The sequence below is a fragment of the Rhizobium sp. 32-5/1 genome, assembly GCF_029537235.1.
GTDB lineage: Bacteria > Pseudomonadota > Alphaproteobacteria > Rhizobiales > Rhizobiaceae > Pararhizobium.
The window spans coordinates 1,484,963-1,510,422 of sequence record NZ_CP120638.1 but is presented as its reverse complement, the minus strand read 5'-3'; the positions used below and the strand labels follow the sequence as shown (position 1 = coordinate 1,510,422).

Genomic DNA, 25,460 nt, shown 5'->3' with positions numbered 1-25,460 from the left:
AATGCTAGGAAAGGCGGGCACGGCCCGTAGGAACATATGGATCGTATCAGAATTACGGGCGGCAACGAGCTTCACGGCATCATTCCGATTTCCGGCGCCAAGAATGCAGCCCTTCCGCTGATGATTGCCTCGCTCTTGACCGACGACACGCTGACGCTGGAAAACGTACCGCATCTGGCCGATGTCGAGCAGCTCTTGCGCATTCTCGGCAATCATGGCGTCGATGTCTCGGTCAATGGTCGCCGCGAGCGCCAGGGCGAGAGCTACTCACGCACCATCCACTTCACCTGCCGCACCATCACCGATACGACCGCCCCTTATGAGCTGGTCTCGAAGATGCGCGCCAGCTTCTGGGTCATCGGCCCGCTTCTGGCCCGTGCCGGCCAGGCCCGCGTGTCACTGCCGGGCGGTTGTGCCATCGGCACGCGCCCCGTCGATCTGTTCATCGAAGCGCTGACGGCGCTCGGTGCCAATATCGAGATCGACAGCGGCTATATCAACGCGACGGCGCCGAAGGGCGGCCTCGTCGGTGCGCGCTACGTCTTCCCGAAGGTCTCTGTCGGCGCCACCCATGTGATGATGATGGCGGCGACGCTTGCCAACGGCCAGACGGTCATCGGCAATGCGGCCCGCGAGCCTGAGGTCGTCGATCTCGCCAATTGCCTGATCGCCATGGGCGCAAAGATCAGCGGCCACGGCACGAGCACGATCACCATCGAAGGCGTGGCTTCACTTTCGGGTGCGCGCCACAGGGTACTGCCGGACCGGATCGAGACTGGGACCTATGCCATGGCCGTCGCGATGACCGGCGGCGACGTCGTGCTTGAAGGCACGGACGGCGCGCTTCTGGAAACAGCACTGGAAGCCGTCCGCCGCGCCGGCGCAACGATCACCCAGACCGAAACCGGCCTGCGCGTCGTACGCAATGGCGGCGGCATCAAGCCGGTGGATGTGGTGACGGATCCTTTCCCGGGCTTCCCGACCGACCTGCAGGCGCAGTTCATGGGTCTCATGACCCGCTCCACCGGCGTCTCGCACATCACCGAGACGATCTTCGAAAATCGCTTCATGCACGTCCAGGAACTGGCCCGCCTCGGCGCGAAGATTTCCCTGTCCGGCCAGACGGCGAAGATCGAGGGCGTGCCGAAGCTCAAGGGTGCGCCGGTCATGGCGACTGACCTGCGGGCTTCCGTGTCCCTGGTGATCGCCGGCCTCGTCGCAGAAGGTGAAACCATGGTTTCGCGCGTCTACCATCTCGATCGCGGTTTCGAGCGGCTGGAAGAAAAGCTGACCGCCTGCGGCGCCAATGTCGAGCGTGTCAGCGACTGATCGGCATCAGGCCGCTTCTGCTCCCTGTTGCGGTTTTGCCATTGGCATCCTATCTGCTGAGGCAAGATCGTGGCGTGCAAATTCGCCCGGAAGGAACAGGAAGAGCATGGACAATCTGAAGCTGATGGCGCTGGACGCCGAAGACCTGGCGATCGTATCCGCTCATGTGCAGGATGCGGTGCTCAAGGTCTCGGGCCTCGCCTATGATGCCCGCTCCGGGCAATTCTCCGTCGTCGTCAACCGCTTCGTCTGGGAGACTGCGGAAGCCCGCGGCAATGCGTTCGAGCGCCGTCGCGCCGTGCTTCTGTTCAAGCGGGTCCGCTCGGTGCGCTCCATCGGTTTCAGCCGCACGGATCCTGAAAAAGTGCTGGCATTGCTCGCTTTGCAGTTCGAGCAGGCAGGCGAGGGACCGGAAGGGACGCTTGAACTTGTGCTGGCCGGCGAGGCCTCCATCCTGCTGGATGTCGAATGCATCGAGGTTCAGCTTGCAGATACGGGCGGGGCGTGGGAAACCAGTTTCAAACCCCGGCACCCGACCGGCGAATGACATTGTACCGGCGGGCTTGCCATTGAGCCACCGCCGGCTTTTGCAGTAAGGACGTCACCCATTGGCTATCAGGCTGGATTTTCTTGGTCCCGACTTCGAGACGCGGTTCGCGTCATTCCTGACGACCAAGCGTGAGGTCTCCGAAGACGTCAACGCGGTTGTTCGCACCATCATCGAAGACGTGCGCCAGCGCGGCGATGCGGCGCTGGCCGACTATTCGAAAAATTCGACGGAATCGATTTCGCCACCACCGGCATGGCGGTCACCGAGGCGGAAATCGACGCGGCGATTGCTGTTGTCGAACCGGAAGTGCTGGGCGCGCTGAAAGTGGCGGCGGTCCGCATCGAGGCGCATCATCGCCGGCAATTGCCGAAGGACGATATCTACGAGGACAGCATGGGCGTCGGCCTCGGCTCGCGCTGGACGGCAATCGATGCGGTCGGCCTCTACGTGCCGGGCGGAACGGCAAGCTATCCGAGTTCGGTGCTGATGAATGCGCTGCCGGCCCGTGTCGCCGGCGTACCGCGCATCGTCATGGTCGTGCCGGCCAGGGAAGGGCAGATCAATCCGGCGGTGCTGGCCGCAGCCCGGATGGCCGGCGTCGAAGAAATCTACCGCATCGGCGGCGCGCAGGCGATCGCAGCCCTTGCCTATGGCACCGAAACGATCGCACCGGTTGCCAAGATCATGGGCCCCGGCAATGCCTATGTTGCCGCCGCCAAGCGCCACGTCTTCGGTACGGTTGGCATCGATATGATCGCCGGTCCCTCCGAAGTGCTTGTCATCGCCGACAAGGAGAATGATCCGGACTGGATCGCCGCTGATCTTCTCGCCCAGGCCGAACATGATGTCGGTGCCCAGTCCATCCTGATCACCGACGATGCCGATTTCGCAACGGCCGTTGAAAATGCCGTCGAGCGGCAGCTGAAGACCCTGCCGCGCGCGGAAACGGCGCGCGCTAGCTGGCGCGATTTCGGTGCCGTCATTCTGGTTCCCGATCTCAAGGACGCCGTGCCGCTTACCAACCGGATTGCCGCCGAACATCTGGAGCTGGCGTTGGCGGATGCCGATGCGATGATCCCGCAAATCCGCAATGCCGGCGCGATCTTCGTCGGGCGCCATACGCCGGAAGTGATCGGCGACTATGTCGGCGGCTCCAACCACGTTCTGCCGACGGCGCGCTCGGCGCGCTTTTCCTCCGGTCTCGGCGTGCTCGATTATATGAAGCGCACCTCGATCCTCAGGCTTGGCGTCGAGCAGCTGCGTGATCTGGGGCCGGCGGCGATTGCCCTTGCCCGCTCCGAGGGGCTGGAAGCCCATGCCCGGTCCGTCGCCATCAGGCTTAATCTCGGGAGTGAGGGATGAGCCCCAGCCATCGTCTTTGCGATGTCGTGCTGGATGACACGATCGGGCGATCGACGCCGGATGTCGAGCACGAGCGCGCGGTGGCGATCTTCGACTTGATCGAAGAAAACAGTTTTGCGCCCGCCGGCCATCCGGGCGGTCCCTACCGGCTCAATCTTTCGCTGGTCGAGAAACGGCTGGTTTTTGCCATCACGACAGAGACCGGCGAGGCGGTGGCGACCCATATCCTGTCGCTGACGCCGTTCCGGCGGATCGTGAAGGATTATTTCATGATCTGCGAAAGTTACTACGAGGCGATCCGCTCCTCGACGCCGAGCCAGATCGAGGCGATCGACATGGGGCGCCGGGGCATTCACAACGAGGGCTCGCAGACGCTGATGGACCGGCTTTCCGGCAAGATCAAACTTGATTTTGACACGGCCCGCCGCCTGTTCACCCTCGTCTGCGTCCTCTACTGGCGCGGATAGAGGCGATGGCTGCGTCTTTCAAACAACCGGTGAACGGGAAGAAGACGCCCCGGTCCGTGCTGTTCATGTGCGGCATGAATTCGATCCGCTCGCCGATGGCCGAGGCGCTCGCCAAGACGGTGCTGCCGGTGGGAACCTATGTGGCATCGGCCGGCGTGCGTCCGGGGAGCGTGATCCGTTCGTCGATGTCGTGCTCGACGAGATCGGGCTGACGGTCGGCCGCCACCAGCCGCACACGCTGGACGAACTGGAAGACGACTATTTCGACCTGATCGTGACGCTGGCGCCGGAAGCGCACCACGCGGCTCTCGAACTGACGCGATCCATGGCGATCGATGTGGTCTACTGGCCAACGCCCGACCCGACGGTTGCGACCGGCACGCGCGAGCAGATCGTTTCGGCCTATCGCGAGGTCAGAAATCACCTGTCGATGCTGATCAAGCATCGTTTGCTTGGACAAATGCCGGAGAAGATGGCATAGCGCCCTGAGAAAACCGGCAAAGCTGACAAAACCGGAAAAACGGATCGCTGCTGTTCACAAAACCGCGGCGATTGTGTAGTTTCCGCCAAATTTTTCAAGGACGCGCAAGTGTCCATATCGAAACACAGAAAGACATATCCTAGATGGCGAAAGAAGAAGTCCTCGAATTTCCAGGCGTCGTGACCGAATTGCTGCCGAATGCGACATTCCGTGTCAAGCTCGAGAATGAACACGAAATCATCGCGCATACCGCCGGCCGCATGCGCAAGAACCGCATCCGCGTTCTCGCGGGCGACAAGGTTCTTGTCGAAATGACGCCATATGACCTGACCAAGGGCCGCATCACCTATCGCTTCAAGTAAGCGAGGTCGCGCGCATCCTTTCTCGCGAAACTCCGATTGGACGGTCCGGCTGAAATGGCGTTGACACAAAAGCTCATCCTGGCTTCCGGCTCGCCGCGGCGCGTGGAACTTTTGGCGCAGGCCGGCATCGAGCCGGCGCGCCTGATGCCGATGGATCTGGACGAGACCCCGAAGCGGGCCGAGCATCCGCGTTCGCTGGCCTGGAGGCTCTGCGCCGAAAAGGCCCGCGCGGCGCAGGCGGCGATCAAGGGCGAGCCCGCTTGGAACGACAGCTATATCCTGGCTGCCGATACCGTCGTCGCCGTCGGGCGCCGCATCCTACCCAAGCCCGATCTCGTCAGCGAGGCCTCGAGCGCGCTGCATCTCCTGTCCGGCCGCAGTCACCGGGTCTACACCGGCGTCTGCCTGATCACGCCAGATGGCAAGCTGCGCCAGAAGATCGTCGATACCAAGGTTCGCTTCAAGCGCCTGTCGGGCGCCGATATCGAAAGCTATCTGGCCTCCGGCCAATGGCGCGGCAAGGCGGGTGCCTATGGCATCCAGGGCATTGCCGGCAGCTTCGTCGTCAAGCTGGTCGGATCCTATACCAATGTCGTCGGTCTGCCGCTTTATGAGACCGTCAACCTTCTCGGCGGCGAGGGCTACAACATCCATGATAGCTGGCTTGAGGGTTGATCGTCATGACGGCCGATAATGCAAAGCCGGGCTCGAATGTCGAGCCTTTGCGCAAGACGCGTGCCTGCGTTGAATGCGGGCGCCCCTCGCATCGCGATCATTATCCCTTCTGCTCAGACCGCTGCCGCAACATCGATCTCAACCGCTGGCTGACCGGCTCCTACGCTATCCCGGTGGCCGACGACGAGGCAAAAGCCGATAGCGAAGACCTCTGAATTAAGCGGATAATGCTGGATATTCAGATGCTTGTGCTTTCTAAAAATTTCCTGTCAAAAAAAGGCCATTTGGTGCTGGACACCGTCCGACAAGATGTTATAACCCCGCTCGCTTCCGGGGCAAAACCAAAGCCCCGCAGTTCCTGATAAGGAACAGACTGCTGTTAAAGCAGAGATGCCCGGATAGCTCAGTTGGTAGAGCAGCGGATTGAAAATCCGCGTGTCGGTGGTTCAAATCCGCCTCCGGGCACCATTTTATTTAACAGGTCCAGTTGCTTGCGAGTCAGCACGGTAGCAAAGCGCTGTAACTTCAGGTGTCTCAAACGATTTATACCGTTTCCATACCGCTTTTGATTTCATCAGGCGGTACCAGCGTTTGTCCACAGACTTGCCACGTCCGTCCAAACGTTTTCCATATCCGGCAGGCCGATGTCGAGCAAGATCAGGTCGGGCTGTAATTTCTGTACGTGGGCGAGAGCCGTGCGGCCTGTTGATGCCTTGGTCGTCCTGTAGCCGGCTCTTACAAGATATTTTTCCAAAAGGGAGGCTATTTCCTCATCGTCCTCGACGACCAGAACGAGAGATGAAATTCTAGCCAAACTCATTGTTTTTGACATGCCCTTCCCCGGTTCTCCGTCACATCTTGACAATCGGGCGAGATAACGTGGTCCTCAAAGAGGAACCACCGATGAGCGTACGCCAAGATTACATTTTGGGTCTCGTGGAAACGGGCACTGATAATTTTCGTGTGACTTTGATCCATTTTTCCATTTCGCCGTGATCCACTCAGGCTGCCCAAAGTTGCTTGCGGACAATTCATTAAACCGGATTAGTGGGTTAAGGCGCGAAAACCTTGCGTATGCAGTCGTGTTGAATGAGATCGTATGGGACCATTCCCGGACTCGGCTCGATGCCCTGTTATCCGGGCAAGAAGAATATGTATTCCTGCCGTATCAGCGAGGCGCAGGCCCAAACTTACCAGCGACTACAATAGGCCAAAGACCGGCGGCAAAAGATTGCATGGGTTACGCCGATTGCTGTGGCGAAAGGCAAGAAGCCGGCATGCGATTGGCACCATGCTGGCGCTTCTGAAGGACAAGGCCCCCGCAGGATGGATTGAGCTCGGCAGCCGCTTGAACAGGCGATCAAGCGGCCCGCAAGGCGACGAAGCAGGCCGCCTGAAACACCGCTAAAGATCGGATCGCCGATCGAGTTCTTTCAGTGCAGACTGCACCTCATCGATCGAAACAGGGCTGGGCGTTCCGGGAAGCTGACTCAGCGCCGGCTTCGAGTCGACCGCATGGAAATCCGACGCCCATGCGGCAAGGACAGCCCGCTTGTCATCAATGGAAAGAGCCGGCGCTCTCACCACGTCGATCGGCCGCTGAAGCTGCATACCCTGAAGAAGGACCGTTGGTCCCATCGCCACCGCATTGCCGGCGGCCTGCTGCAGCATGGTCTGCATCGTCGATCTCCTCATCGCACATGCGGATCCCGGTCGCGCTGCAGACGGGACGCGGCGATTGTACTCGTTTCAGGCGCAAGCAGATCGTGCTTGTCGGCGAAGGCGGCAAACAAGCCGCGCGCGGTCTCCGCTTCGATCTCACCGCGCAATGCGGCAACGCATGCCTTGAGCGCGACCGAGTGCGCGGCGTCCCTCACCGAGGCGGGCCATTCGACAAGGTGCCGGTAGGCGTCCATCACGCTTCGAACCTGTGCCGGAAAGCCGAGGCCGACAAGAATGGAAACAGGCTGTCTGAACATATCGGGTTTCATCGCTCTCTCCTTCCCAACCCGGAATGTTGACGGGCGCCGTCGCCACGGCGCCCTGGTTCTGCGGAAATATGGATCAAGCCGCCTTTTGCGCTTCAATCTGCGCCGGAGCGGCAGATGTCAGTGCCGGAGCACTTTCGATTGAGATTTTCCTGGGTTTCAATGCTTCGGGGATCTCACGCACCAGATCAATCGACAGCAGACCATTGCTCAGATCCGCTCCGTTTTCCCTGACATGATCGGCAAGTTCGAAGCGGTGCTCGAACGGCCGGCCGGCAATGCCGCGATGCAGGTAGCCATCAGCGGATGCCTCCTGCTTCTTACCGGTAACGGTCAGCAGGTTGGACTGGAAGGTGATGTCGAGATCATCCTGGGCAAAGCCCGCCACCGCAATCGAAATCCGGTAGCTGTCGTCGCCGGTCTTGACGATATCATAGGGCGGCCAGTCGCTGATCGAGCGGGCACGCTGGGCATTTTCCAGAAGGTTGAAGACCCGGTCGAAGCCGACGCTCGAGCGGTACAGCGGTGCATAGTCATAAGATGTTGCCATAGCCATATCCTCCTTGAAGCAACATGGTACGGAAGCGCCGAAAGCGACGCCCCCGCAAGGCCAGCTCTGTCATCAGCGGCTGGCGTTAGTGGATTTGGTTTTTGGAAATTTCGGATTCAAGTGGGCTACAGAAAAAATCGGGTGTTTTTGGCCCGATCGAAGCCACTCAATCCAGGGTATAAATCGCGGCATTGTGCTGACCTTCCCGTAACATGGACGCAGATTATGGTCATCTGTCCAGTCCCGGCGCTGACAATTCCAAGCAACCATTCCACTCATAAAGCAGCGACAATGCATGCGGAAAGGCACCCCAGCACTTCCTCCCGATACCGCACGATTCATCGCAACAACATCCTCATAGGTATGGAGGTCATATGGAAAGCCAATTCTTTGAACGCATCGATTGCAGGACGGGGCGTTTCTGCCCTATATATACGAATGTCGACGTTTTCGTATCAGGAGCATTTTTCTGCAGGATTTGAAAACGAGTGGATCGGCCGGCTCATCGGTCTCCCGGAAATGCGAGCATCTCTGCTCGGCAACATCTCGACCTAATCAATGGACCCCGTGTGTTAACTGAAATTTCCATCGTCATTTTTCTAACCATCATCAATGGCGTTCTCGCCATGTCGGAACTCGCCGTCGTCTCCTCCCGCCCGGTTCGACTGAAACTCCTGGCCGAGCAGGGGAACAAGGGCGCCGCCATTGCCCTTCGCCTTGCAGATGATCCGGGTCGTTTCCTGTCCACCGTGCAGATCGGCATTACGCTTGTCGGCGTCCTGTCCGGCGCGTTCTCCGGTGCAACGCTCGGCGCGCGGCTTGCCGGATGGCTGCAGTCGCAGGGCTTGTCCGAAGCGTTAGCCGATGGATTGGGCGTCGGTTCCGTAGTCGTCGCCATTACCTATCTCTCCCTGATCGTGGGCGAACTCGTTCCAAAGCAGATTGCATTGCGTGCTCCCGAGGTCGTCGCCTCGAAGGTGGCACCTGCCATGGCGCTTCTGTCGAAAGTCGCAATGCCTCTGGTCTGGCTGCTGAACGCATCCGGAAAAGCCGTCCTTGCCCTGCTCGGCCAGAAGGGCGAGACGGACGAGAGGATGAGTGACGAAGAAATCCGCACGGTGCTCGCCGAGGCCCATAGCGCGGGCGTCATCGAAACCGGCGAATCGGAAATGATTACTGGCGTGATGCGCCTGGCGGATCGCACGGCGCGTGGACTGATGACCCCCGTCGCGATGTGGAAGTCATCGACATCGAGGATGACCTTGTGGAAATCCGGGAGCAATTGCGCGGTTCCCAGCGGTCACGCCTGCCTGTTCGAAACGGAACCTCGGACGAAATCCTCGGGGTAATCTTTGTGAAAGATGCCCTTGATGCCTTTCTACAGGGCACCAATCTCGACGTGCGAAGCCTCATGAGAGAGGCTCCCGTGGTTTCGGATCGTGCTGGCGCCCTGGATGTTATCCAATCCTTGCGCAGATCGCCGGCCCATATGGTCCTTGTCTATGACGAATACGGCCATTTCGAAGGGATTGTCACCTCAGGCGATGTTCTCGAAGCCATCACAGGCGTCTTCCAGGAAGACGAAAGCGGAGAGCCCGCGATCGTGGAACGCGAAGACGGTTCCTTCCTGGTCGCTGGTTGGATGCCGATCGACGAGTTTGCTGACGAAATGGGATTTTCCATGGGTGGCGAGTCAGACTACGAAACGGTCGCCGGTTTCGTCATCAACGAGATAAAGCGTCTGCCCAAGCTGGGCGAGACCTTCACGGCTAGAGGCTGGCATTTCGAAGTTGTCGACATGGATGGTATGCGCGTCGACAAGCTGTTGGTGAAGAAGGCGGCCCATTGAGTTCGTCGGCTCCCCCGCTGTCTTGTATTGTAACACGACAGCGGGGAGCATTATCTCGGCCGCCCGTAGATTAGGAACTGCGCAAGGGCGCATACCGGCCCCGACCATGGTGGTTGCAACGAGGTCGTCCATCATCACGCCCAGCCGGTCGGCAGTTGCTCGACATTGGCCGCGGCTTGAGCAGATGAAGGGCAACAGAAAAGACTTCCTCGACGCGGCAAGACGACCTTGCTGAGACCGAAATCAGCAGGTAGACCTCACCAATCGCGCTGCCCCGCAGATCCAGGCCTACGGTGGCAAAGTGCGGGTCATCGTCACCGAGACAGCCGAACAATTGATGATCGCCCAGGAAACAGCAGGCGCATTGGTGCTAACGGCAATCGTGCCCGAGCCTATCCCCGTCGCGGTCTCGGCTCGTCATGTTCACCTTTCCCGAGTAGCGGTCGAGACGTTGTTTGGGGCCGGATATCAATTGACGCCTGCGGTTCCTTTGCGCCAGCCCGGACAATGGGCCGCGAGCGAGCGCATCACGCTGGAGGGACCAAAGGTCGCCTGGAGCGTGTCGCCATCCTTGGTCCCGAGCGTTTGCGGACGCAGATCGAAATTTCGAGAACGGATGGATTTGCGCTCGGCGTCGACGCCCCCGTTCGTGACAGCGGCAAACTGGATGGCACGCCAACGGTGCGCCTGATCGGGCCGGCCGGTAGCTTCAACACCGACGCAGGCGCCACTTGTCGAGTTCGGTGGCAAGCAGGAGCGAGGATGCGGCTAGGACCATTGCCGCCCATTCAACGAGAGAGATCGGAGCGATTTCGAGTGTGTCTCGGAACCACGGAATATACATGGCCGCGATATGCAGCGCCTGTGTCGCGACAATGGCGGCAAGCAGCAGGGGATTTCCGAAAAAGGCCAGCGAGAAGACGGAGCGCCGTTCCGAGCGACTTGTGAAGGTCTGGACATTCTCGAACATGACGAAGAGCAGCAGCAGCAGGTTGCGGGCCGCCTCCACCTCATAGCCCTGGCGCAGGAGCCACGCGAAGAGGACAAAGCCGCCGCCCCCGACTACAACGGTCGATATCAGAATACGGCGGAGCATGATCCTGTCAAAGATCGGCTCCTCCGGGCGCCGGGGCGGCCTTGATAATTCGTCGCCTTCCGGTTTCTCGGCGGCCAGCGCCACGTCCTGGATGCCATTGGTCACCAGGTTGAGCCAGAGGAGCTGTACCGGCAGCAGCGGCATGGGAAGTCCTAGCGGGATCGCCAGCATGAACAGCAGGATCTCCGCGCCGCCGGTCGCCACCAACATCAGAATGACCTTGCGGATATTGCCATAGGTGGCGCGGCCTTCGCGGATGCCGGTGACGATGGATGCAAAATTGTCGTCGGTGACGACGATGTCGGCGCTTTCCTTAGCGACATCGGTGCCTTTTTTCCCATGGCGACACCGACATGGGCATGTTTGAGGGCCGGGGCGTCGTTGACTCCATCGCCGGTCACCGCAACGAAATGGCCGTTTCGGGCCAGCGACAGGACGATCGATAGCTTCTGCGATGGCGCCACGCGCGCATAGATACGGGCGCGGCGCGTAAGCTCATCGAGTTGGCCGGTACCCGCGTCCTCAGCCGCCCGAACTTCCGTACCGGTCGTGATCTGATCATTCTTGAAGATCAGGCCCGCTTCGGCGGCAATCGCAGCTGCGGTTCTGGGGTCGTCGCCGGTGACCATCGCGACCTCAACGCCCGCCGCATGGCAGTCGCGGATTGCCTGCGGGACTTCCGGGCGGACCGGGTCCTGCATGCCGGTAATGCCAAGGAACACGAGATCCGTTAGATGGTGGTGGCCGAATGGCTCATCAAAGCCGTCGTCGATGGTGCCCTCCGCGAATGCAAGCACACGCAGCCCGCGTCCGGCCATCTCCTCCTTCTGCCGCAGCAATGCGTCGCGATCGATGGGCACCTGCCCTTGGCCTGCGTCCATCTGTTCCGACATTCCGATCAAAACTTCCGCCGACCCTTTGACGAAAATATGCGCGCGCTGGCCGCTTCGGTGAAGCGAGGCAGCATATTTCAGGTCCGGTTCGTAGGGGATGCGGCCGATCAGGGGATAGGCATCCCAAAGCTCGTCCGCCTTCAACCCGCCCTTGTGCGCGGCTTCGAGCAGAGCGACGTCCACCGTATCGCCGACCCCTGTCCAGCGTCCGTCCTCCTCGGTCAGAGAGCCTTCGTTCGGCAGGAGGGCGGCCTTCAGCAGCTTTGCTGCGCGCAGGCGCGCAATGTCCGGATTCATTCCGGCGCCGCGGATGATGCACGCATCAAGGTCCATGCCGGCATCGATCGCAAGGTCGGTGCCGTCGGGCAGGCGGATGTCGGTGACCGTCAGTTCGTTGAGTGTCAGCGTACCCGTCTTGTCGGTGGCGATCATGGTGCAGGAGCCGAGCGATTCAACCGCCGGCAAGCGCCTCACGATCACGTTCTTCTTCGCCATGCGGCGCATGCTGATGGCGAGCGCTACGGATATCGCGATCGGCAGGCCCTCCGGGATGGCGCTGACCGCCAGTCCGACTGCCATCAGGAAAAGCTCATTCCAGGCAAGGCCGCGTATCGAGCCGATGACAATCAGCAGCAGTGAGACGCCGCCGACCGTCCAGGCAATGATATTGGAGAAGCGGGCAAGGCGGATCATCAGGGGTGGTTGAGACACGGACGCCTTGCCGATCTCGGCCGCGATACGGCCTATCCCGGTCGAACGGCCCGTCGCGACGACCAGGCCTCTTGCCCGCCCTCGCGTTACCAGTGTGCCGGCATATGCTGTGGTCCCGGAGTGATCGGTCGTGGCACTGCCCGGTGTGTCGATCGCCTTGCGCACGGGCATGGATTCACCTGTCAACAGGGATTCGTCGCACAAAAGGTCGTTGACCTCGACGAGCATGATATCGGCCGGCACTTTTCCGCCGGCCTCAAGCAATACCAGATCTCCCGGAACCAGAAAGCGAGCCTCCATCTGGTCTATACGGCCGTCTCGGATGACGGCCGCTAAGGGTTCTTCCAGCGCCCGAAGGGCCGCCGCCGCCCGCCCGGCGGAATGTTCCTGCATGGCGCCGATAAGACCATTGGCCAGCAAGACAACCCCGATGAAGATCGCGTCCGACGCCTCGCTGACGAGCAGCGAGACCGCTGCGGCAAGCAACAGGATGTAGATCAACGGGCTTTTGAACTGCTTCAGAAATGTCAACGCGAACGAATTGGCGGCTGGCGCTGGCAGGACGTTCGGCCCGAATGTCGCCAATTGCTCAGCGGCCTTGATGCTGGTCAACCCGGAGGGAGCCACCCCCATCCCGTCTGCATTTCGAGATGAGGGTGCCATGGTTGTGTTCAAACCTTCCATGTCCAGTTCTGTATCTCCGGCATGTCCTCGCCATGTTCCCGGACATAGCGATTGTGTTCGTCAAGTTTTGCCTCGAGAGCGGCAACAGCACCTCCCGCCTTTTCCTTCAGGCCCGGCACGCTTTCGATCGCCGCCAGGGCAAGGTGGTAGCGATCCAGCCTGTTCAGGACCGTCATGTCGAAGGGCGTCGTGGTCGTTCCTTCCTCGATGAAGCCGCGAACATGGATGTTGCGGTGGTTGGTGCGTTTGTAGGTCATCCTGTGGATGAGAGAAGGATAGCCGTGATAGGCGAAGATCACGGGTCGCTCCGTGGTGAAGAGACGGTCGAAATCGGGCTCCGAAAGTCCGTGGGGGTGATGCTCGCGAGACTGCAGTACCATCAGGTCGACGACGTTCACCACGCGGATTTTAAGCTCAGGCACCGCCTCGCGCAGAAGCATGACAGCCGCCAGCGTCTCCAGCGTCGGGACATCGCCGGCACACGCCATGACCACATCGGGCTGGATCGCGCCGTCCTCGTTGCCCGCCCATTCCCAGATGCCGGCGCCCGCCTCGCAATGCGTCGCTGCTTCCTCGATCGTCAGCCATTGCGGTTCCGGTTGCTTGCCGGCAACGATGACGTTGACCCGGTTCCAGGTTCGCAGGCAATGGTCGCCGACCCAAAGTAAGGTGTTCGCGTCCGGCGGGAAATAGATGCGAACGACATCCGCCGTCTTGTTGGCAATCAGATCGACGAAGCCCGGGTCCTGATGCGAGAAGCCGTTATGGTCCTGCCGCCACACATGTGAGGTCAGCAGGTAATTCAGGGATGAGACGGGCTTGCGCCATTCCAGTTCGCTTGAGACTTTCAGCCACTTGGCATGCTGGTTGAACATCGAGATCGACGATGTGGATGAAGGCCTCGTAGCAAGAAAAGAAACCGTGACGACCCGAAAGCAGGTATCCCTCAAGCCAACCCTGGCAAAGATGTTCCGAAAGCACCTCCATGACCCGGCCGTCCCGCGACAGATGGACGTCGTAGGGCTCGATTGTTTCCATCCAGACCCGGTCCGTGACCTGAAACACCGCGCCGAGGCGGTTTGATTCCGTCTCGTCAGGGCCGAAGACGCGGAAATTGGCATTGGCGTCGTTCAGCGTGAACACGTCTCTCAAATATTGGCCGAGCACTTCGGTGGTCTGGACGATGATGGCGCCGCGCTCGGTGACCGGCACGGCATAGTCGCCGATGGAGGGAACGATGAGGTCTTTTCTGAGAAGGCCGCCATTGGTATGCGGGTTGGCACCCATGCGGCGTTGGCCCTCCGGCGCAAGCGTGCGCAGCTCGTCTTTGAGCCGTCCGTCGGCGTCAAACAGGTCCTCCGGATCGTAGCTGCGCATCCAGTCTTCGAGGATTTTCCGGTGACCGTCGTCCTCCCGGCAGCCAGCGACCGGCACCTGGTGCGCCCGCCAGAAGCCCTCGACCTTCTTGCCGTCGACCTCCTTCGGCCCGGTCCAGCCCTTGGGACTGCGCAGCACGATCATTGGCCAGCGCGGGCAATCGTTAGCAGCCGTGCCGTCGCGGGCCGCCTGCTGGATCGAGCGGATGCGATCGAACGCTAGGTCCAGTGTTGCGGCCATCTGCCGGTGCATATCCTCCGGCTCGTGACCCTCGACGAAGAATGGTTCTTGGCCATAGCCCCTGAACAGATGATCGAGGTCTTCGTGCGGCATGCGGGCAAGCAGCGTCGGATTGGCGATCTTGTAGCCGTTCAGATGCAGGATCGGCAGCACCGCGCCGTCGCGGGTGGGGTTGAGGAACTTGTTGGAATGCCAGCTCGCGGCCAGCGGACCGGTCTCTGCCTCTCCGTCGCCGACGACGCAGGCGACCACGAGATCGGGATTATCGAAGGCCGCTCCATAGGCATGGACCAGCGCGTAGCCGAGTTCGCCGCCCTCGTGAATCGAGCCCGGTGTTTCGGGGGCCGCGTGGCTTGGAATACCGCCCGGAAAGGAGAACTGCCGGAAGAGCTTGCGCATGCCATCGACGTCTTCGGATATCTCCGGATAGATCGCGCTATAGCTGCCTTCGAGATAGGTGTTTGCCACCATTCCGGGACCGCCATGGCCGGGGCCGCAGACATAGATCATGTTGATATCGCGGGCGCGGATGATGCGGTTCAAATGGGCGTAGATAAAATTGAGGCCAGGCGTCGTGCCCCAATGCCCGAGCAGCCTTGGCTTGACGTGTTCGGCCTTGAGCGGTTCGCGGAGAAGCGGGTTGTCGAGAAGGTATATCTGCCCGACCGACAGATAGTTGGCGGCTCGCCAATATCGGTCAAGTCTGGCTAACTCCAGAGTGTCGAACCTGGAAATGTCCGGGGAGGATATAGGTCGCTGCATAGCTTTATCCTTTTTACGTACTGACGAACTTTACCGCGACACGAAGGCTGGCTTATGATGTCGATCAAATGCCGGGAGAAAAGTTCAACCGGACTGCCGCGAGGAGCTGCAAGACATTCGTCCGCGATCACCGGCTTCTTGTCGCGCGAACACCATGGACGGCGATGCGAGACGGCATATTTCGCCAACGGCCCTGAAGTTGAAAATGTCGATTGCCTCGCGCACTTCGGCCGCAAATGCCGGACGGCGTGAATAATCCGAAGGGCCTGCGGTTCTAGGAGCGGTGCGAAATCGACCAGCGCGCTGAATTGCTTCAGCGCCGCGTTCAAGGAAAGCCGAAGCTGCGAACACGTTGCCACCTTACAGAATGCGATGTTCGGTCGCCACCAGCTTGGCCAAGCCATACTGACCTCCGTCGATCGACGCGGCTCGTCCGGAAGGTGGGAACCCGGGTACCGCCCGTCTCGTCGGTCTCGACGATCAGCTCGTGGGTGATGGAAACCATCTTGGGCGGGCTGTCCTGCCTTATACCATGGAGCGCGACCTCGGCGCCCCGAAGATCGAAGCCGAGCATCGGTGTCACGCGCTCGATACCCTTGATCATGCAGGCGGCGACCGATGCGAGAAGCAGTTCGGCCGGATTGAAGGCATCCGTCCTGCCTGCCATGTCGGTATCGAGGACAATCCGCGCCTCTTTTGAAGGCTTCCGCCCCGTGGCTGTCCGCACGATGGTGCTGTCGATCATCAGCCATTCAAGATCGGCTTCGCGCGAAAGAACCGACAGCATTTCATCGAGAACGCCCATCTCGCTCCGACGGTAATAGCGCCGCTTCACCGAGCGGTAATCGCCGAGCCGCTCGGGCCCGAATCCTTAAATTGTCACTACGCTCTAGCTTCGCGACGAATTTTTCTTTGATTTTTGATCTTTTCGGGCTTCAGCCTGAGAGGCGTAAAGAGAATCAACGCCAAGATCTTCGGCTCTGGCTCGTGACGCTCTCATGTAGCGTCAAGATTGCGGCCCGGCGGCTTGTCATGTCGGTATTTCTCAGCTTCCCGGGCTCACCTTGATCTGGCGCAACACTCGAGACACGTTCCCCGAAAATCAATGCTGGTCGGCTGTCGTCTTTGCGCATTCGAGGCAAAAGGGTGTGAAGGGGAGAGCTTCCAGCCGCGCGGCGCCGACTTCGGCCCCGCACAGGACACATCGTCCATAGGACCCGTTTTCCAGACGGTCGAGTGCGGAGGAAATCGCCTTCAGCTCTTCGCGTCCGCTTCGTTCCATGCCGATGAGAACCTCGTCGTTCTCCGTTTCGATCGCCCGATCGGCGCTGTCTGCATCCAGTTGCCTGCCAAGGTCGCGTTCAATTGCGGCAAGCCGCCGTTCGATGCCGAGGCGCTTGTTTTCAAGATCGCTTTTTATCGTCGTCGTGTTCATTCTCGTTCTCGCTCCGTTGAAATCGCGCGGCCGGCAATGATTCAGTCTCCACAACTTCCAAGGATACACATTGTCAGGCGTCGCTCATTGACAAGGATCAAACGCTTGTCGTCCGCGGCGTAGTTGAACATTCAGCCAGTCTCCAGTTCGGCACGCGCTTGACTGGATAGGTGCGTCACTCTGTCAAAGCCCGCCGCAGCTTGCGGATGACCACGCGCTTCGCCTTGTCATCGGCCGCTTTTGCCAGTTCATCCTGCAGATCGAGAACCAGTGATTGGAAGTCGTTGTGCCAGTCGAGATGACCCACGTGAAATGGGTCAATACGGGGAGCGCGCGTCGTGTCTGAGATATCGGTCGCTCCATCTGGTGTCAGCCGGAATGCGGCGTCAAGGTGAGGGGCGATGATCTTTTGCTCTGGCAGGAAACCCGACAGGCGCTGCCGAAGACCTGAGATTCCCGTGTCCTCGCCATGGACAAGAAAAACACCGGCTCGCACCGGTTGCCGCATACGCACCCAATCGGCCAGTTCCGGGCCGTCGGCATGACCGCTGTAAATATCGAGCTTTCTGATGCGCGCACGGACCTTGATCTCGTCTCCTGGATGCGCACCGTTGATGCGCCCTCTTCGAGAATGCGCCCAAGCGTTCCTGTCGCCTGATAGCCGACCAGCAGGACCGTTGCTTCTTCACGCCACAGCCAGTTTTTCAGCCGATGGCGAATCCGCCCGGCCTCGCACATGCCGCTTGCCGCGATAACGATATGAAATCCCTTGATGAAATCAACTGCCTTCGATTGCTCGACAGTCTCAGTGAAGCGCACGTTTCTGGCCTGCAGCGCCCTTACCAGAAATGCCCCATTGTCCATGCTTTTGGCGTGCTTGCGAAAGACGGCGCTGGCGCGTGTAGCAAGTGGGGAATCAATGATGACCGGGCATGTTGCGATTTCGCCGGTCTGCATCAGATAGACCAAATCAGCAACCAGTTCCTGCGTCCGCTCCACCGCGAATGAGGGGACAAGAAGCGCGCCGTCGGATCGGGTCGCCGCTACGACTTCGCCGCGCAACGCCTCGCGGCGTGTCTTGTCGGTGGCTTCCAGGCGATCTCTGTCGCCATAGGTGCTTTCGCAAACCACATAGTCCCAGCCTGACGGCGCCTCAGGGTCAAATTGCAACAGCTTATGACTCGGGCCGAGATCGCCGGAAAAGAGCAGTCTGAGGTCGGGGGATCCTGCGATTTCCATTTCAATTGAAGCAGAACCAAGCAGGTGGCCAGCATTCCAAAGTCTGAACCGGATGCGCTCTCCAACAGCCTGCCAAGTTTCCAGGCCAACTGGGCGAAAAAGCGTTATCGCAAGGGCTGCGTCCTCGGGTGTATAGATCGGCGCAACGGTGCGTCGACCTCGGCGCTGGTTGCGACGGTTCAGGTGTTCGACCTCGCTTTCCTGGATGTGGGCTGAATCGGGCAACATCACCGAGCAGAGATCGATCGTGCCGGGTGTCGCAAAAATCGGGCCATCGAAACCATCCTTGACGAGTTTCGGCAGCAGCCCGGAATGGTCGATATGGGCATGTGTCAGGATCACCGCGTCAATCTTTCGCGGATCGAAAGGGAAAGCTCGATAATTGAGCTCCTTTTCTGTCTTGGATCCTTGAAACAGGCCGCAATCGACAAGGACACGGGTTTCGCCGAGTTCGACAAGATGGCATGAGCCCGTAACCGTGCCAGCGGCGCCGTGAAAGTGGATAATTGGCTGCCCAGACATTTTGTCGACCCCTGGCCCGACGTTCCTCTCTGGCGAGCATAGGGATCGACGCGGTGCGCGCATTGATTTGCGTCAACCGCAGACCGGGAAGTTGGCGCGCTTGTTCCATCCTGTGGCGCCAGTCCGGCACAACACCAGACATCCAGCAAGCCACGGTTGACGCGTCTATGCTGGGCAACATTCGCGCATCAAGTTGATGCTGGTCAAACCACCTTTGCGCGCAACGACTAAAATGACCGATAGGCTCGTCCGCTGGATCGAGCTTAGCTTCCGGACAGCGGCGATGTGTCGAAGCAGTCTGTGAAAGCAGGTTCAGCGCGTGGGTGCAACAGTGAAAATTGCCAGTCGGTTGGCCGGCCGAGACCCGAGTAAGATGGGAGTCAAGCATGAAAGACCCTTATGAAACCCTGGGCGTCGCGCGGACCGCGACTGACAGAGCTGGCTCGGTTTGTCTGAACAGTTTGGGGCGTTTTGCTAAGTGGATTTCCGCCTCGATTATGCTGCCACCATCATTGGTGCCAGCGCGTTGAAGTAGGCCTGATCCGGAGTCTGCCGGTCAAGGGATGAATGTGGGCGTCGGGTGTTGTAAAAGCTCAGATAGCGGCCGATGCCAGCGCGGGCCTCGGACACGCTCTTGTAGGCGTGGAGGTAGACTTCCTCGTATTTGATCGAACGCCAGAGCCGTTCGACGAACACGTTGTCCCGCCACGCCCCCTTGCCATTCATCGAGATGGCGATTTCCGCCTTCTTCAGCACCGTCGTGAAGTCGATGGAGGTGAACTGCGATCCCTGATCCGTATTGAAGATGTCAGGCCTGCCATGCCTGGCGAGAGCCTCCTCAACCGCTTCGATGCAGAAGGCTGTTTCCATCGTGATCGACAGCCGCCACGACAGAACCCGCCGACTGAACCAGTCCACAACGGCGCAGAGATAGACGAAGCCGCGAGCCATCGGAATATATGTCAGGTCCATCGCCCACACCTGGTTGGGCCGAGTGACCGCCAGCTTTCGCAGGAGGTAGGGATAGATTTTGTGACCGGGTGCTGGTTTGGATGTGTTCGGGCGGCGATAGATCGCCTCGATGCCCATCTTCTTCATCAGCCTGGCGACGTGAAGCCGCCCAGCTTCCAGCCCATCTCCCCTCAAGAGCCCTTGCAACATTCGACTTCCGGCAAACGGGTAGTCGAGATGCAGTTCGTCGATCCCCGAGCGAATGCGCAGCATTCGTCCGCCGGCGCATCAGGGCAAGATCGCCGTCAGGCACTGGACGAGGCAGATAATAGACGCTGCCACGGCTGAAGCCGAGAAGCTTCGCCTGGCACGACGGATAGCTTATGCTCGCGGTCGATCATTTCTTTCCGCCCAGCAATCCCGCCTTGCCGAGCGCACCGGATAAAAAATCGTTCTCCAATGTCAGTTCGCCGATCTTGGCATGCAGCGTTTTGACGTCGACGGTTGGTCCCGCCGGCTTCCGCCTTGGCTTCATCGCCGAAAACGCCTGTCGCCCCCTCAAGGAGCTGGTCTTTCCACTGTTTGATCTGGTTGGCGTGCACGTCGAACTGCTGGGACAATTCCACCAGCGTCTGCTTGCCTCTGATCGCGGCAAGTGCCACCTTCGCCTTGAAAGCCGGGCTATGGTTCCGGCGCGGTCGTCTCGTCATGGTATCTCCTGTTCCCGGCATCTAAGCCGAAGTCAGGCAGAAATTCCACTTATCCCCGCAGTACAGATTTCCCGAGCCAGCTCTCACCTTGCAAGCCGCCTGGTGATCAGGCGAATGTGGGCGATCATGATCCATGCCTCTGAGGAGGCGATGGACTTTGCCAGTCTTCGGCATCTGCCAAGCGATGCGAAGGTTCGCTCGACGACCCAGCACCGTGGGAGGACTCCAAAGGGTTTCGCTTGCGGGCGATCCGGGTGCTGAGGGACGAGGTTCTGGCCTCGCAGAGCGGCTGGCTAGTCCTTGATCTTAGCCTGTGGAGATCGGTAAGTGGTGACGGCTTACATGCGGCCCAATATGGAAATACGACCCGGAAACCTGACATCGAATCCCGTAAGGAAACGATGTCAGGTTATTCAGAGTCATAATCCTATTCAGCAGGGCTTGTCGCCTGCATCACCATATGGCTATCGACATATTGGACCATGCTGGCGATCTTGCCGTCGCGGACCTCGTAGAGATGGGCAAAGTGCGCCATCATCGACTTGCCCGTCGCTTTGTAGGTGCCAGAGTAGATACCGAACGCCGCAACACGATCACCGTCTTCCATAAAGGTATGGACTTTCGCGTTATAGCCAATCCACTCCGTGCCGAGCCTGTGGAATACCCCGGTGACAATGGCGTCGGGGCCTACATATGTGCCGGCATAGGGGAAGCCTTCGGCTTCTGTCCACGTCGCATCGGGCGCCAGAGCCGCAAGCAGGTTGCGGCCGTTATCTTCCGACGAGCCCTCATAGGTGGCCCTGATGAGATCGAGATTGGCACCCATGGCGATCAGCCCCACTTCATTTCGCCGGTGGCGACCTTGGAGCCGATGTCAAGTGCTACCCCCATGCCGAGACCCGGAAAGCGTGCTTCCATCGCAGCCTTAAGCGAGGTGGAGTCCTTATGCTTGACGAGTTCCTCCTCGAAGGCCTTCAGGTAAGCAATGGTGTGTTCGACGCCGGAAAGGTCGGTTGGAGCGTCTGGAGCCATATGGCCGGCGACGACAACCGCCGGCTGGCGCGCTGCGATCTTTTCGAGATTGGCAATCCAGGCCGCCCGCAGTTCCACACTGTTGGTGTCTGCCGTCCAAACATGGACACTGTTGAAGATCATCACGCCACCAAACACAGCGTTCAGCGATGGCACGAACAGATAGCGCCGGTTGGCGAGGCCTTCCGCCTCGACAATCTCGATCGTCTCGCCGTCGACGGTCAACGCCCCGCCGTCAAAGATCTCGGGCATTACGACGTCGGCCAGCGTCTGTGGGCCATTTTTCTTGAGCTGAGGACCCCAGACGGCGAGCTTCTTCTCGACGCTGGCCATGATCGCAGCAACCGTGGCCGAGGCGGCGATCACCTTGGCATTGGGGAAAGCAGCCTTGATCGGACCTAGGCTGAAATAGTAATCTGGGTCGGACTGGCTGACATAGATCGTTGTGAGCCTCTTGCCCGTTGCCGTGATCGCCTCGGCCAGGGCCTTGCCGTCGGGAAGCGTGAAGCCGCCATCGATGAGCACGCCTTCCGTGGCGCCGGAGATCAGAACAGGCACACGGAAGAAGCCATTCTGCCCGGCGGGGAAATGCTTCCAGGTGAGGCCTCCTGCGGCATGGCCCAAGTCAGCAGGCGCGAAGACGGCGGTGACACCGGCGGCGAGAGTGGTTTTCATGATGGTTCTCCTTGTGAACATGATAGTCTCCAGGTTTAGGGTTTTAGGAAAGGGTTGGCCGGGCCCTGCCAAGAGCGGAAAGCCTTGCTATGAGATCATCGGCGTTGCCGAACAGCTGGTGGGCCTTGACCAGCTCGGTTCGCTGTCCGTCATCGACAATCAACGCTGGCACGCCACCGGCTTCGAACTCCTGCATCAGCAACTGGGCCCGCTCGACACGCTTGCAGTTTGCCGCCAGCAACTCCGCATCCGGTGCCGCAAGGCGAGCGGCGGCGGCACTGAGATAGGCACCCTCCAGGATGGCGCGTAACTCCGGCATGGCGGTCACGTCGCGACCAGCGACATAGCGCGCTTCCTGGATAAGCCGAAGGGCATCAATTTCGCGAGACGGTTCTGTCAGAGAAACGGCTGTGACTGCCAGCGTCGCTGGGCCAGAATTTAGCAAGCCGCCACCGCCGAGCACCTTTACGCGATAGTGCTCGGTGAACTGCTGCCCCGTTAAGCTCGCGATGCGAACATCGTTGGACCAAGCAAAGTTCGCAAAATGTTCGTCTACCACCCGTGCGCCTCTCCCTGAGAAAAGGCCCGTCGGCGCCAGTGTGACGAGGAGGTTTGGAAGCGCGACGAGTTGTGCGAGCAAAGGCGACGCGCCATAGCACCAGCCGCAGAGGGGATCGAAGAGGTAGGTAACGTAGGCCTTGTCGCTCATGTCTTGCTCCTTATGGAGCTATAAATGGCATGAGAGCATTGGACCGAGAAGTCCGTTGAATAGGACAGAATGTATGCTAAAAGCAAACAATCAGCTTGGAGCGTACGCATGCAGGAAGCGACAAACCTCAATCGGCTTGCCTACTTCGTCGCTGTCGTCGATGCAGGTTCCTTCACACGCGCGGCCGAATATCTCGGCATCACAAAGGCCGTCGTCAGCCAGCAGGTGGCAAAGCTCGAAGAAGAGGTCGGCACCACGCTGCTGATGCGCACGACAAGACGCCTCCAGCCGACCGAGGCAGGACGGATGTTCCACCTCCGTTGCGTCCTCGTCTTGCGCGAGGCTGAGGATGCTCTGAGAGAGTTGGCTCAAGCCAGAACAGAGCCAAAGGGTCTGCTGAGGATCACCGCGCCATATGACTATGGCACCTCGGTGATTGTGCCCCTGGTGACCGCCTTCACTGCCCGATATGCGGACTGCAAGGTCGAGCTGAGCCTCAGCGACAAAATGGTGGATCTCGTCGCCGACAACATGGACCTCGCCATTCGCGTCGGCTGGCTGGCCGATTCAAGCCTGCAAGCGCGCCGGGTCGGAACATTTCGCCAATATCTGGTTGGCACGCCCCACCTCGTGAGCAAAGTAGCCAAACTCAATGGGCCGGGCGATTTGCCGTCCCTGCCATTCGTAGCCAACAACGCGCTGAAGGAACCCCTGGACTGGACCTTTACTCGCAACGAAGGCGAGGCACGAACTGTGCGTTTCAGGGCTGACATCGCGATCAACACAACGCCGGCGGTGATGGAAGCGGTGAGGCAGGGCGGCGGGCTATCGGTTTTGCCGGATTTCCTGGCGGCCGCTGACATAGCGAGCGGACGCCTGACTCATGTCCTGCCCGACTGGCATCTACCATCGGGTGGTGTCTACACGGTATACCCCGCCGCCCGCTTTAGACCGCCAAAAGTCTCTGCGTTCGTAGATCTGTTGATTGCGTCCGTGAAACGTGGCGGGCTCCAATAGAATGGTCTGAAAAGAGGGGCAAAACCTGCTGAAACTCAACAATCGTCGTCGGATTGTTGGCCGGACTGATCCCGTGCCCACTGCCGCTCTTCGTCATGACGCTCTGCGTTGCACTGGCTTTGTCTTCGGTCGCGGTCACTGCGGTATTCTTCCGACAGCAAATGGTGCATATGTTCGAGACACGTCCCAAGCTGATATCCCGATCGAAGAAGGGTCTGCAGGCCCTATCGGGAGCCATCTTGGTTCTCGTGGCCGCCCATGAGCTGCCGGGCCGTTGAAAGCAGTGCAGGATTGCAGAATTAAAAGCACGGTCTTCGTGTTTGGTCTGCTCGCTCCGACGGCGGGGCGAACGCGTGGCTACCTGATATCAGAATCTTGCTTTTGCCGCCGGTGACGGATTGCTACGCGCAATGGTGATAATCTGTGGCCTTGAGATCCCATATGTGGACGGCCCCCAACAAGGCGGGAGTGCTCATCAAATTCGCGGCATTTCCTCCGGTCTCATCTGTTTCTTCAGGGCCGCAATCCGGAATATCGCATTGGCGGCGCCATGGCCTTGATACCCGCTGCGCTGAACAATCTCGAAGAAGAAGCCCTCGCCGTAGGTGCCGCTGTAGAGCTGGAAGTATTCGCCGTGCGCGTCGCGGTCGTAGAGGATGTTGTCAGCCCAGAGCCTCTCGGTCATTGCCGGATCGAGACCGAAACGCGCTTCGATATCGCCGTAGTAGTTCGGTGAGATCGGCAGCGCTGTAAAGCCGTTCCTACGAAGCGCCTCGGCCGTGGCGAAGATGTCCTCAGTGCGAAAGGCGATGTGCTGGATTCCGGCCCCGAATGTCTCAGCGATGAAATGGCCGGCAAACGTACGCCGGTTTTCCGCACCGTTCATCGTGATGCGCAGCGTTCCCTCGTCGTTCTGGATGACCTGGCTGCGCACCACGCCGGACGGATCGATGATGTCGACCATCGGGACTTTTTAGTCTCGAAGATCGATGTGTAGAACAAGAGCCAGGTCAGCATCTCCTCATGGGCCACCGTCTGGGCCACATGATCGACAGCAAGCAGTGCCGCCGAATTCGGGGCGGCTTCGTCTTCGGCGGGCTGGAAGTCTATCTCCCACCCCCGCTCGAGGTTGGATTTGGCATCAACCAGATATATCAAGGTCCCGCCGACCCCGCGGATCGCGAGAATTTCAAGTTCACCAGGGCCAACCGGCTGACTGAAGGGCTCTCCGCCCAGAGCAACCGCGCGGGCCATGGCAGTAGATGTATCCTCGACCTGCAAGGCCATGGCGTAGGCCGATGCGCCGTGAACGGCATAGGCATTGCTGGCGAAGCCAATCTCTTCCCTGTTAACGAGAATGCGGACATCACCCTGCTGGTAGACGCTAACATTTTTCGTTTTGTGGATCGCGGTCTTCCGGAAGCCGAGTGAATGCATCATCGTGATCAGTAGCTCGGCATCGCCCTCGCCAACCGAAAACTCGATGAACGCGACACCGGCCACCGAAGCGCGGTCCGGCATCGACGGCACCGTCAGGCCTGCAGCATCGGGCTTTCGTCGCACCCGGTCGCCCAGGTAGATCAGCGAGCGATGCCCGTCGACGGAAATGGCCCTGGGCGAGCCGCCGCGGAACTGGTCGTTGAAGATTTCCAGCGAGAGATAGCCGTCATATCCCGTCGCCGCGACCTCAGCGACGAAGTCGGCGACCGGCAGATCTCCTTCGCCCGGCATGTTTCGGAAATGCGAGCTGTCGGGCTTGCATCGAGATCTCCAGTTTGTCTAGCGGACTAACCG

16 protein-coding genes, 1 tRNA gene and 11 pseudogenes are annotated in these 25,460 nt (G+C 59.8%); 12 read left to right on the top strand and 16 right to left on the bottom strand.

Translation table 11 applies throughout. The features are described 5' to 3' along the window. Positions 1–36 precede the first annotated feature (36 nt). The 9 genes and pseudogenes from murA (at position 37) to P6U16_RS07770 (ending at position 5,694) form a co-directional block, all read left to right on the top strand. Positions 37–1,329: a UDP-N-acetylglucosamine 1-carboxyvinyltransferase gene (gene murA, locus P6U16_RS07810; RefSeq protein WP_277703263.1), complete on the top strand. Its 1,293-nt coding sequence runs from the start codon at positions 37–39 to the stop codon at positions 1,327–1,329. 106 nt (positions 1,330–1,435) lie between these two features. Next, complete coding sequence (locus P6U16_RS07805; RefSeq protein WP_277703262.1) at positions 1,436–1,876, top strand: DUF2948 family protein; 441 nt, start codon at positions 1,436–1,438, stop codon at positions 1,874–1,876. Positions 1,877–1,937: 61 nt separating this feature from the next. Next, positions 1,938–3,241, top strand: a pseudogene (gene hisD, locus P6U16_RS07800) (histidinol dehydrogenase). Then, positions 3,238–3,708: a UPF0262 family protein gene (locus P6U16_RS07795; RefSeq protein WP_277703261.1), complete on the top strand. Its 471-nt coding sequence runs from the start codon at positions 3,238–3,240 to the stop codon at positions 3,706–3,708. Before hisD ends, P6U16_RS07795 begins: the two are co-directional and overlap by 4 nt. 5 nt (positions 3,709–3,713) lie before the next feature. Beyond that, positions 3,714–4,189: pseudogene (locus P6U16_RS07790) on the top strand (low molecular weight phosphatase family protein). 143 nt (positions 4,190–4,332) lie between these two features. Beyond that, the gene (infA, locus tag P6U16_RS07785) at positions 4,333–4,551 is read left to right on the top strand and encodes a translation initiation factor IF-1 (RefSeq protein WP_004435948.1); all 219 of its coding nucleotides are present in this window, start codon (positions 4,333–4,335) and stop codon (positions 4,549–4,551) included. Positions 4,552–4,605: 54 nt separating this feature from the next. Then, on the top strand, positions 4,606–5,226 hold the full coding sequence (locus P6U16_RS07780) for a Maf-like protein (protein ID WP_277703260.1): 621 nt from the start codon (positions 4,606–4,608) through the stop codon (positions 5,224–5,226). 5 nt (positions 5,227–5,231) lie between these two features. Next, complete coding sequence (gene yacG, locus P6U16_RS07775) at positions 5,232–5,441, top strand: DNA gyrase inhibitor YacG (RefSeq protein WP_277703259.1); 210 nt, start codon at positions 5,232–5,234, stop codon at positions 5,439–5,441. 177 nt (positions 5,442–5,618) lie between these two features. After that, positions 5,619–5,694: transfer RNA gene (locus P6U16_RS07770), tRNA-Phe, on the top strand. A gap of 106 nt (positions 5,695–5,800) precedes the next feature. On the opposite strand, the gene P6U16_RS07765 is transcribed toward P6U16_RS07770, so the two are convergent. From P6U16_RS07765 to P6U16_RS07750, 4 genes are all read right to left on the bottom strand, one after another. Beyond that, a complete protein-coding gene (locus P6U16_RS07765; protein ID WP_277703258.1) occupies positions 5,801–6,058 on the bottom strand; it encodes a response regulator in 258 nt (85 codons plus the stop codon). A 572-nt stretch (positions 6,059–6,630) separates the two neighbouring features. Next, entirely contained in the window at positions 6,631–6,906 is a 276-nt protein-coding gene (locus tag P6U16_RS07760; protein WP_277703257.1) for a hypothetical protein, read from the bottom strand. Positions 6,907–6,917: 11 nt separating this feature from the next. After that, a complete protein-coding gene (locus tag P6U16_RS07755; RefSeq protein WP_277703256.1) occupies positions 6,918–7,217 on the bottom strand; it encodes a DUF982 domain-containing protein in 300 nt (99 codons plus the stop codon). 73 nt (positions 7,218–7,290) lie between these two features. After that, a complete protein-coding gene (locus P6U16_RS07750; protein ID WP_277703255.1) occupies positions 7,291–7,764 on the bottom strand; it encodes an Hsp20 family protein in 474 nt (157 codons plus the stop codon). Positions 7,765–8,390: 626 nt separating this feature from the next. On the opposite strand from P6U16_RS07750, the pseudogene P6U16_RS07745 reads away from it, so the two are divergent. Next, positions 8,391–9,613, top strand: a pseudogene (locus tag P6U16_RS07745) (hemolysin family protein). Positions 9,614–10,120: 507 nt separating this feature from the next. Next, positions 10,121–10,204, top strand: a pseudogene (locus P6U16_RS07735) (hypothetical protein); the annotation flags it as partial. Positions 10,205–10,322: 118 nt separating this feature from the next. Here P6U16_RS07735 and P6U16_RS07730 read toward each other — a convergent pair. From P6U16_RS07730 to P6U16_RS07680, 11 genes and pseudogenes are all read right to left on the bottom strand, one after another. After that, positions 10,323–12,976 (bottom strand): annotated as a pseudogene (locus tag P6U16_RS07730) (HAD-IC family P-type ATPase). A gap of 8 nt (positions 12,977–12,984) precedes the next feature. Next, positions 12,985–15,376, bottom strand: a pseudogene (locus tag P6U16_RS07725) (phosphoketolase family protein). A gap of 325 nt (positions 15,377–15,701) precedes the next feature. Then, complete coding sequence (locus P6U16_RS07720; RefSeq protein ID WP_349017691.1) at positions 15,702–16,121, bottom strand: OsmC family protein; 420 nt, start codon at positions 16,119–16,121, stop codon at positions 15,702–15,704. Then, positions 16,098–16,238: pseudogene (locus P6U16_RS07715) on the bottom strand (IS5/IS1182 family transposase); the annotation flags it as partial. The gene P6U16_RS07720 and the pseudogene P6U16_RS07715, both read right to left, overlap by 24 nt. Positions 16,239–16,478: 240 nt before the next feature. Beyond that, complete coding sequence (locus P6U16_RS07710) at positions 16,479–16,811, bottom strand: TraR/DksA C4-type zinc finger protein (protein ID WP_277703254.1); 333 nt, start codon at positions 16,809–16,811, stop codon at positions 16,479–16,481. A gap of 175 nt (positions 16,812–16,986) precedes the next feature. Continuing rightward, positions 16,987–18,572, bottom strand: a pseudogene (locus P6U16_RS07705) (MBL fold metallo-hydrolase). A 495-nt stretch (positions 18,573–19,067) separates the two neighbouring features. Beyond that, positions 19,068–20,233 (bottom strand): annotated as a pseudogene (locus P6U16_RS07700) (IS3 family transposase). A gap of 83 nt (positions 20,234–20,316) precedes the next feature. Next, a pseudogene (locus P6U16_RS07695) lies at positions 20,317–20,475 on the bottom strand (IS5/IS1182 family transposase); the annotation flags it as partial. A 185-nt stretch (positions 20,476–20,660) separates the two neighbouring features. Continuing rightward, entirely contained in the window at positions 20,661–21,059 is a 399-nt protein-coding gene (locus P6U16_RS07690; protein ID WP_277703787.1) for a nuclear transport factor 2 family protein, read from the bottom strand. Between the two features lie 5 nt (positions 21,060–21,064). Then, complete coding sequence (locus tag P6U16_RS07685; RefSeq protein WP_277703253.1) at positions 21,065–21,961, bottom strand: MBL fold metallo-hydrolase; 897 nt, start codon at positions 21,959–21,961, stop codon at positions 21,065–21,067. Positions 21,962–21,983: 22 nt separating this feature from the next. After that, a complete protein-coding gene (locus tag P6U16_RS07680) occupies positions 21,984–22,649 on the bottom strand; it encodes a DsbA family protein (protein ID WP_277703252.1) in 666 nt (221 codons plus the stop codon). Positions 22,650–22,757: 108 nt separating this feature from the next. Between P6U16_RS07680 and P6U16_RS07675 the strand changes: the two genes are divergently transcribed. Beyond that, positions 22,758–23,666 carry a LysR family transcriptional regulator gene (locus tag P6U16_RS07675; RefSeq protein ID WP_277703251.1) on the top strand — a complete coding sequence of 303 codons (909 nt, stop codon included), beginning with the start codon at positions 22,758–22,760 and terminating at the stop codon, positions 23,664–23,666. A 475-nt stretch (positions 23,667–24,141) separates the two neighbouring features. Here the strand turns inward: P6U16_RS07675 and P6U16_RS07670 are convergent. Further along, positions 24,142–25,415 (bottom strand): annotated as a pseudogene (locus tag P6U16_RS07670) (VOC family protein); the annotation flags it as partial. Positions 25,416–25,460 lie beyond the last annotated feature (45 nt).

Excerpts from the sequence above, each read along its gene's own strand:
- P6U16_RS07675 (WP_277703251.1), top strand. The coding sequence starts at position 22,758 with ATGCAGGAAGCGACAAACCTCAATCGGCTTGCCTACTTCGTCGCTGTC.
- P6U16_RS07760 (WP_277703257.1), bottom strand. The coding sequence starts at position 6,906 with ATGCAGACCATGCTGCAGCAGGCCGCCGGCAATGCGGTGGCGATGGGA.
- P6U16_RS07755 (WP_277703256.1), bottom strand. The coding sequence starts at position 7,217 with ATGAAACCCGATATGTTCAGACAGCCTGTTTCCATTCTTGTCGGCCTC.
- P6U16_RS07750 (WP_277703255.1), bottom strand. The coding sequence starts at position 7,764 with ATGGCAACATCTTATGACTATGCACCGCTGTACCGCTCGAGCGTCGGC.
- yacG (WP_277703259.1), top strand. The coding sequence starts at position 5,232 with ATGACGGCCGATAATGCAAAGCCGGGCTCGAATGTCGAGCCTTTGCGC.
- infA (WP_004435948.1), top strand. The coding sequence starts at position 4,333 with ATGGCGAAAGAAGAAGTCCTCGAATTTCCAGGCGTCGTGACCGAATTG.
- murA (WP_277703263.1), top strand. The coding sequence starts at position 37 with ATGGATCGTATCAGAATTACGGGCGGCAACGAGCTTCACGGCATCATT.
- P6U16_RS07710 (WP_277703254.1), bottom strand. The coding sequence starts at position 16,811 with ATGAACACGACGACGATAAAAAGCGATCTTGAAAACAAGCGCCTCGGC.
- P6U16_RS07685 (WP_277703253.1), bottom strand. The coding sequence starts at position 21,961 with ATGTTCACAAGGAGAACCATCATGAAAACCACTCTCGCCGCCGGTGTC.
- P6U16_RS07765 (WP_277703258.1), bottom strand. The coding sequence starts at position 6,058 with ATGTCAAAAACAATGAGTTTGGCTAGAATTTCATCTCTCGTTCTGGTC.
- P6U16_RS07795 (WP_277703261.1), top strand. The coding sequence starts at position 3,238 with ATGAGCCCCAGCCATCGTCTTTGCGATGTCGTGCTGGATGACACGATC.
- P6U16_RS07805 (WP_277703262.1), top strand. The coding sequence starts at position 1,436 with ATGGACAATCTGAAGCTGATGGCGCTGGACGCCGAAGACCTGGCGATC.
- P6U16_RS07780 (WP_277703260.1), top strand. The coding sequence starts at position 4,606 with ATGGCGTTGACACAAAAGCTCATCCTGGCTTCCGGCTCGCCGCGGCGC.
- P6U16_RS07680 (WP_277703252.1), bottom strand. The coding sequence starts at position 22,649 with ATGAGCGACAAGGCCTACGTTACCTACCTCTTCGATCCCCTCTGCGGC.
- P6U16_RS07690 (WP_277703787.1), bottom strand. The coding sequence starts at position 21,059 with ATGGGTGCCAATCTCGATCTCATCAGGGCCACCTATGAGGGCTCGTCG.
- P6U16_RS07720 (WP_349017691.1), bottom strand. The coding sequence starts at position 16,121 with ATGATCGACAGCACCATCGTGCGGACAGCCACGGGGCGGAAGCCTTCA.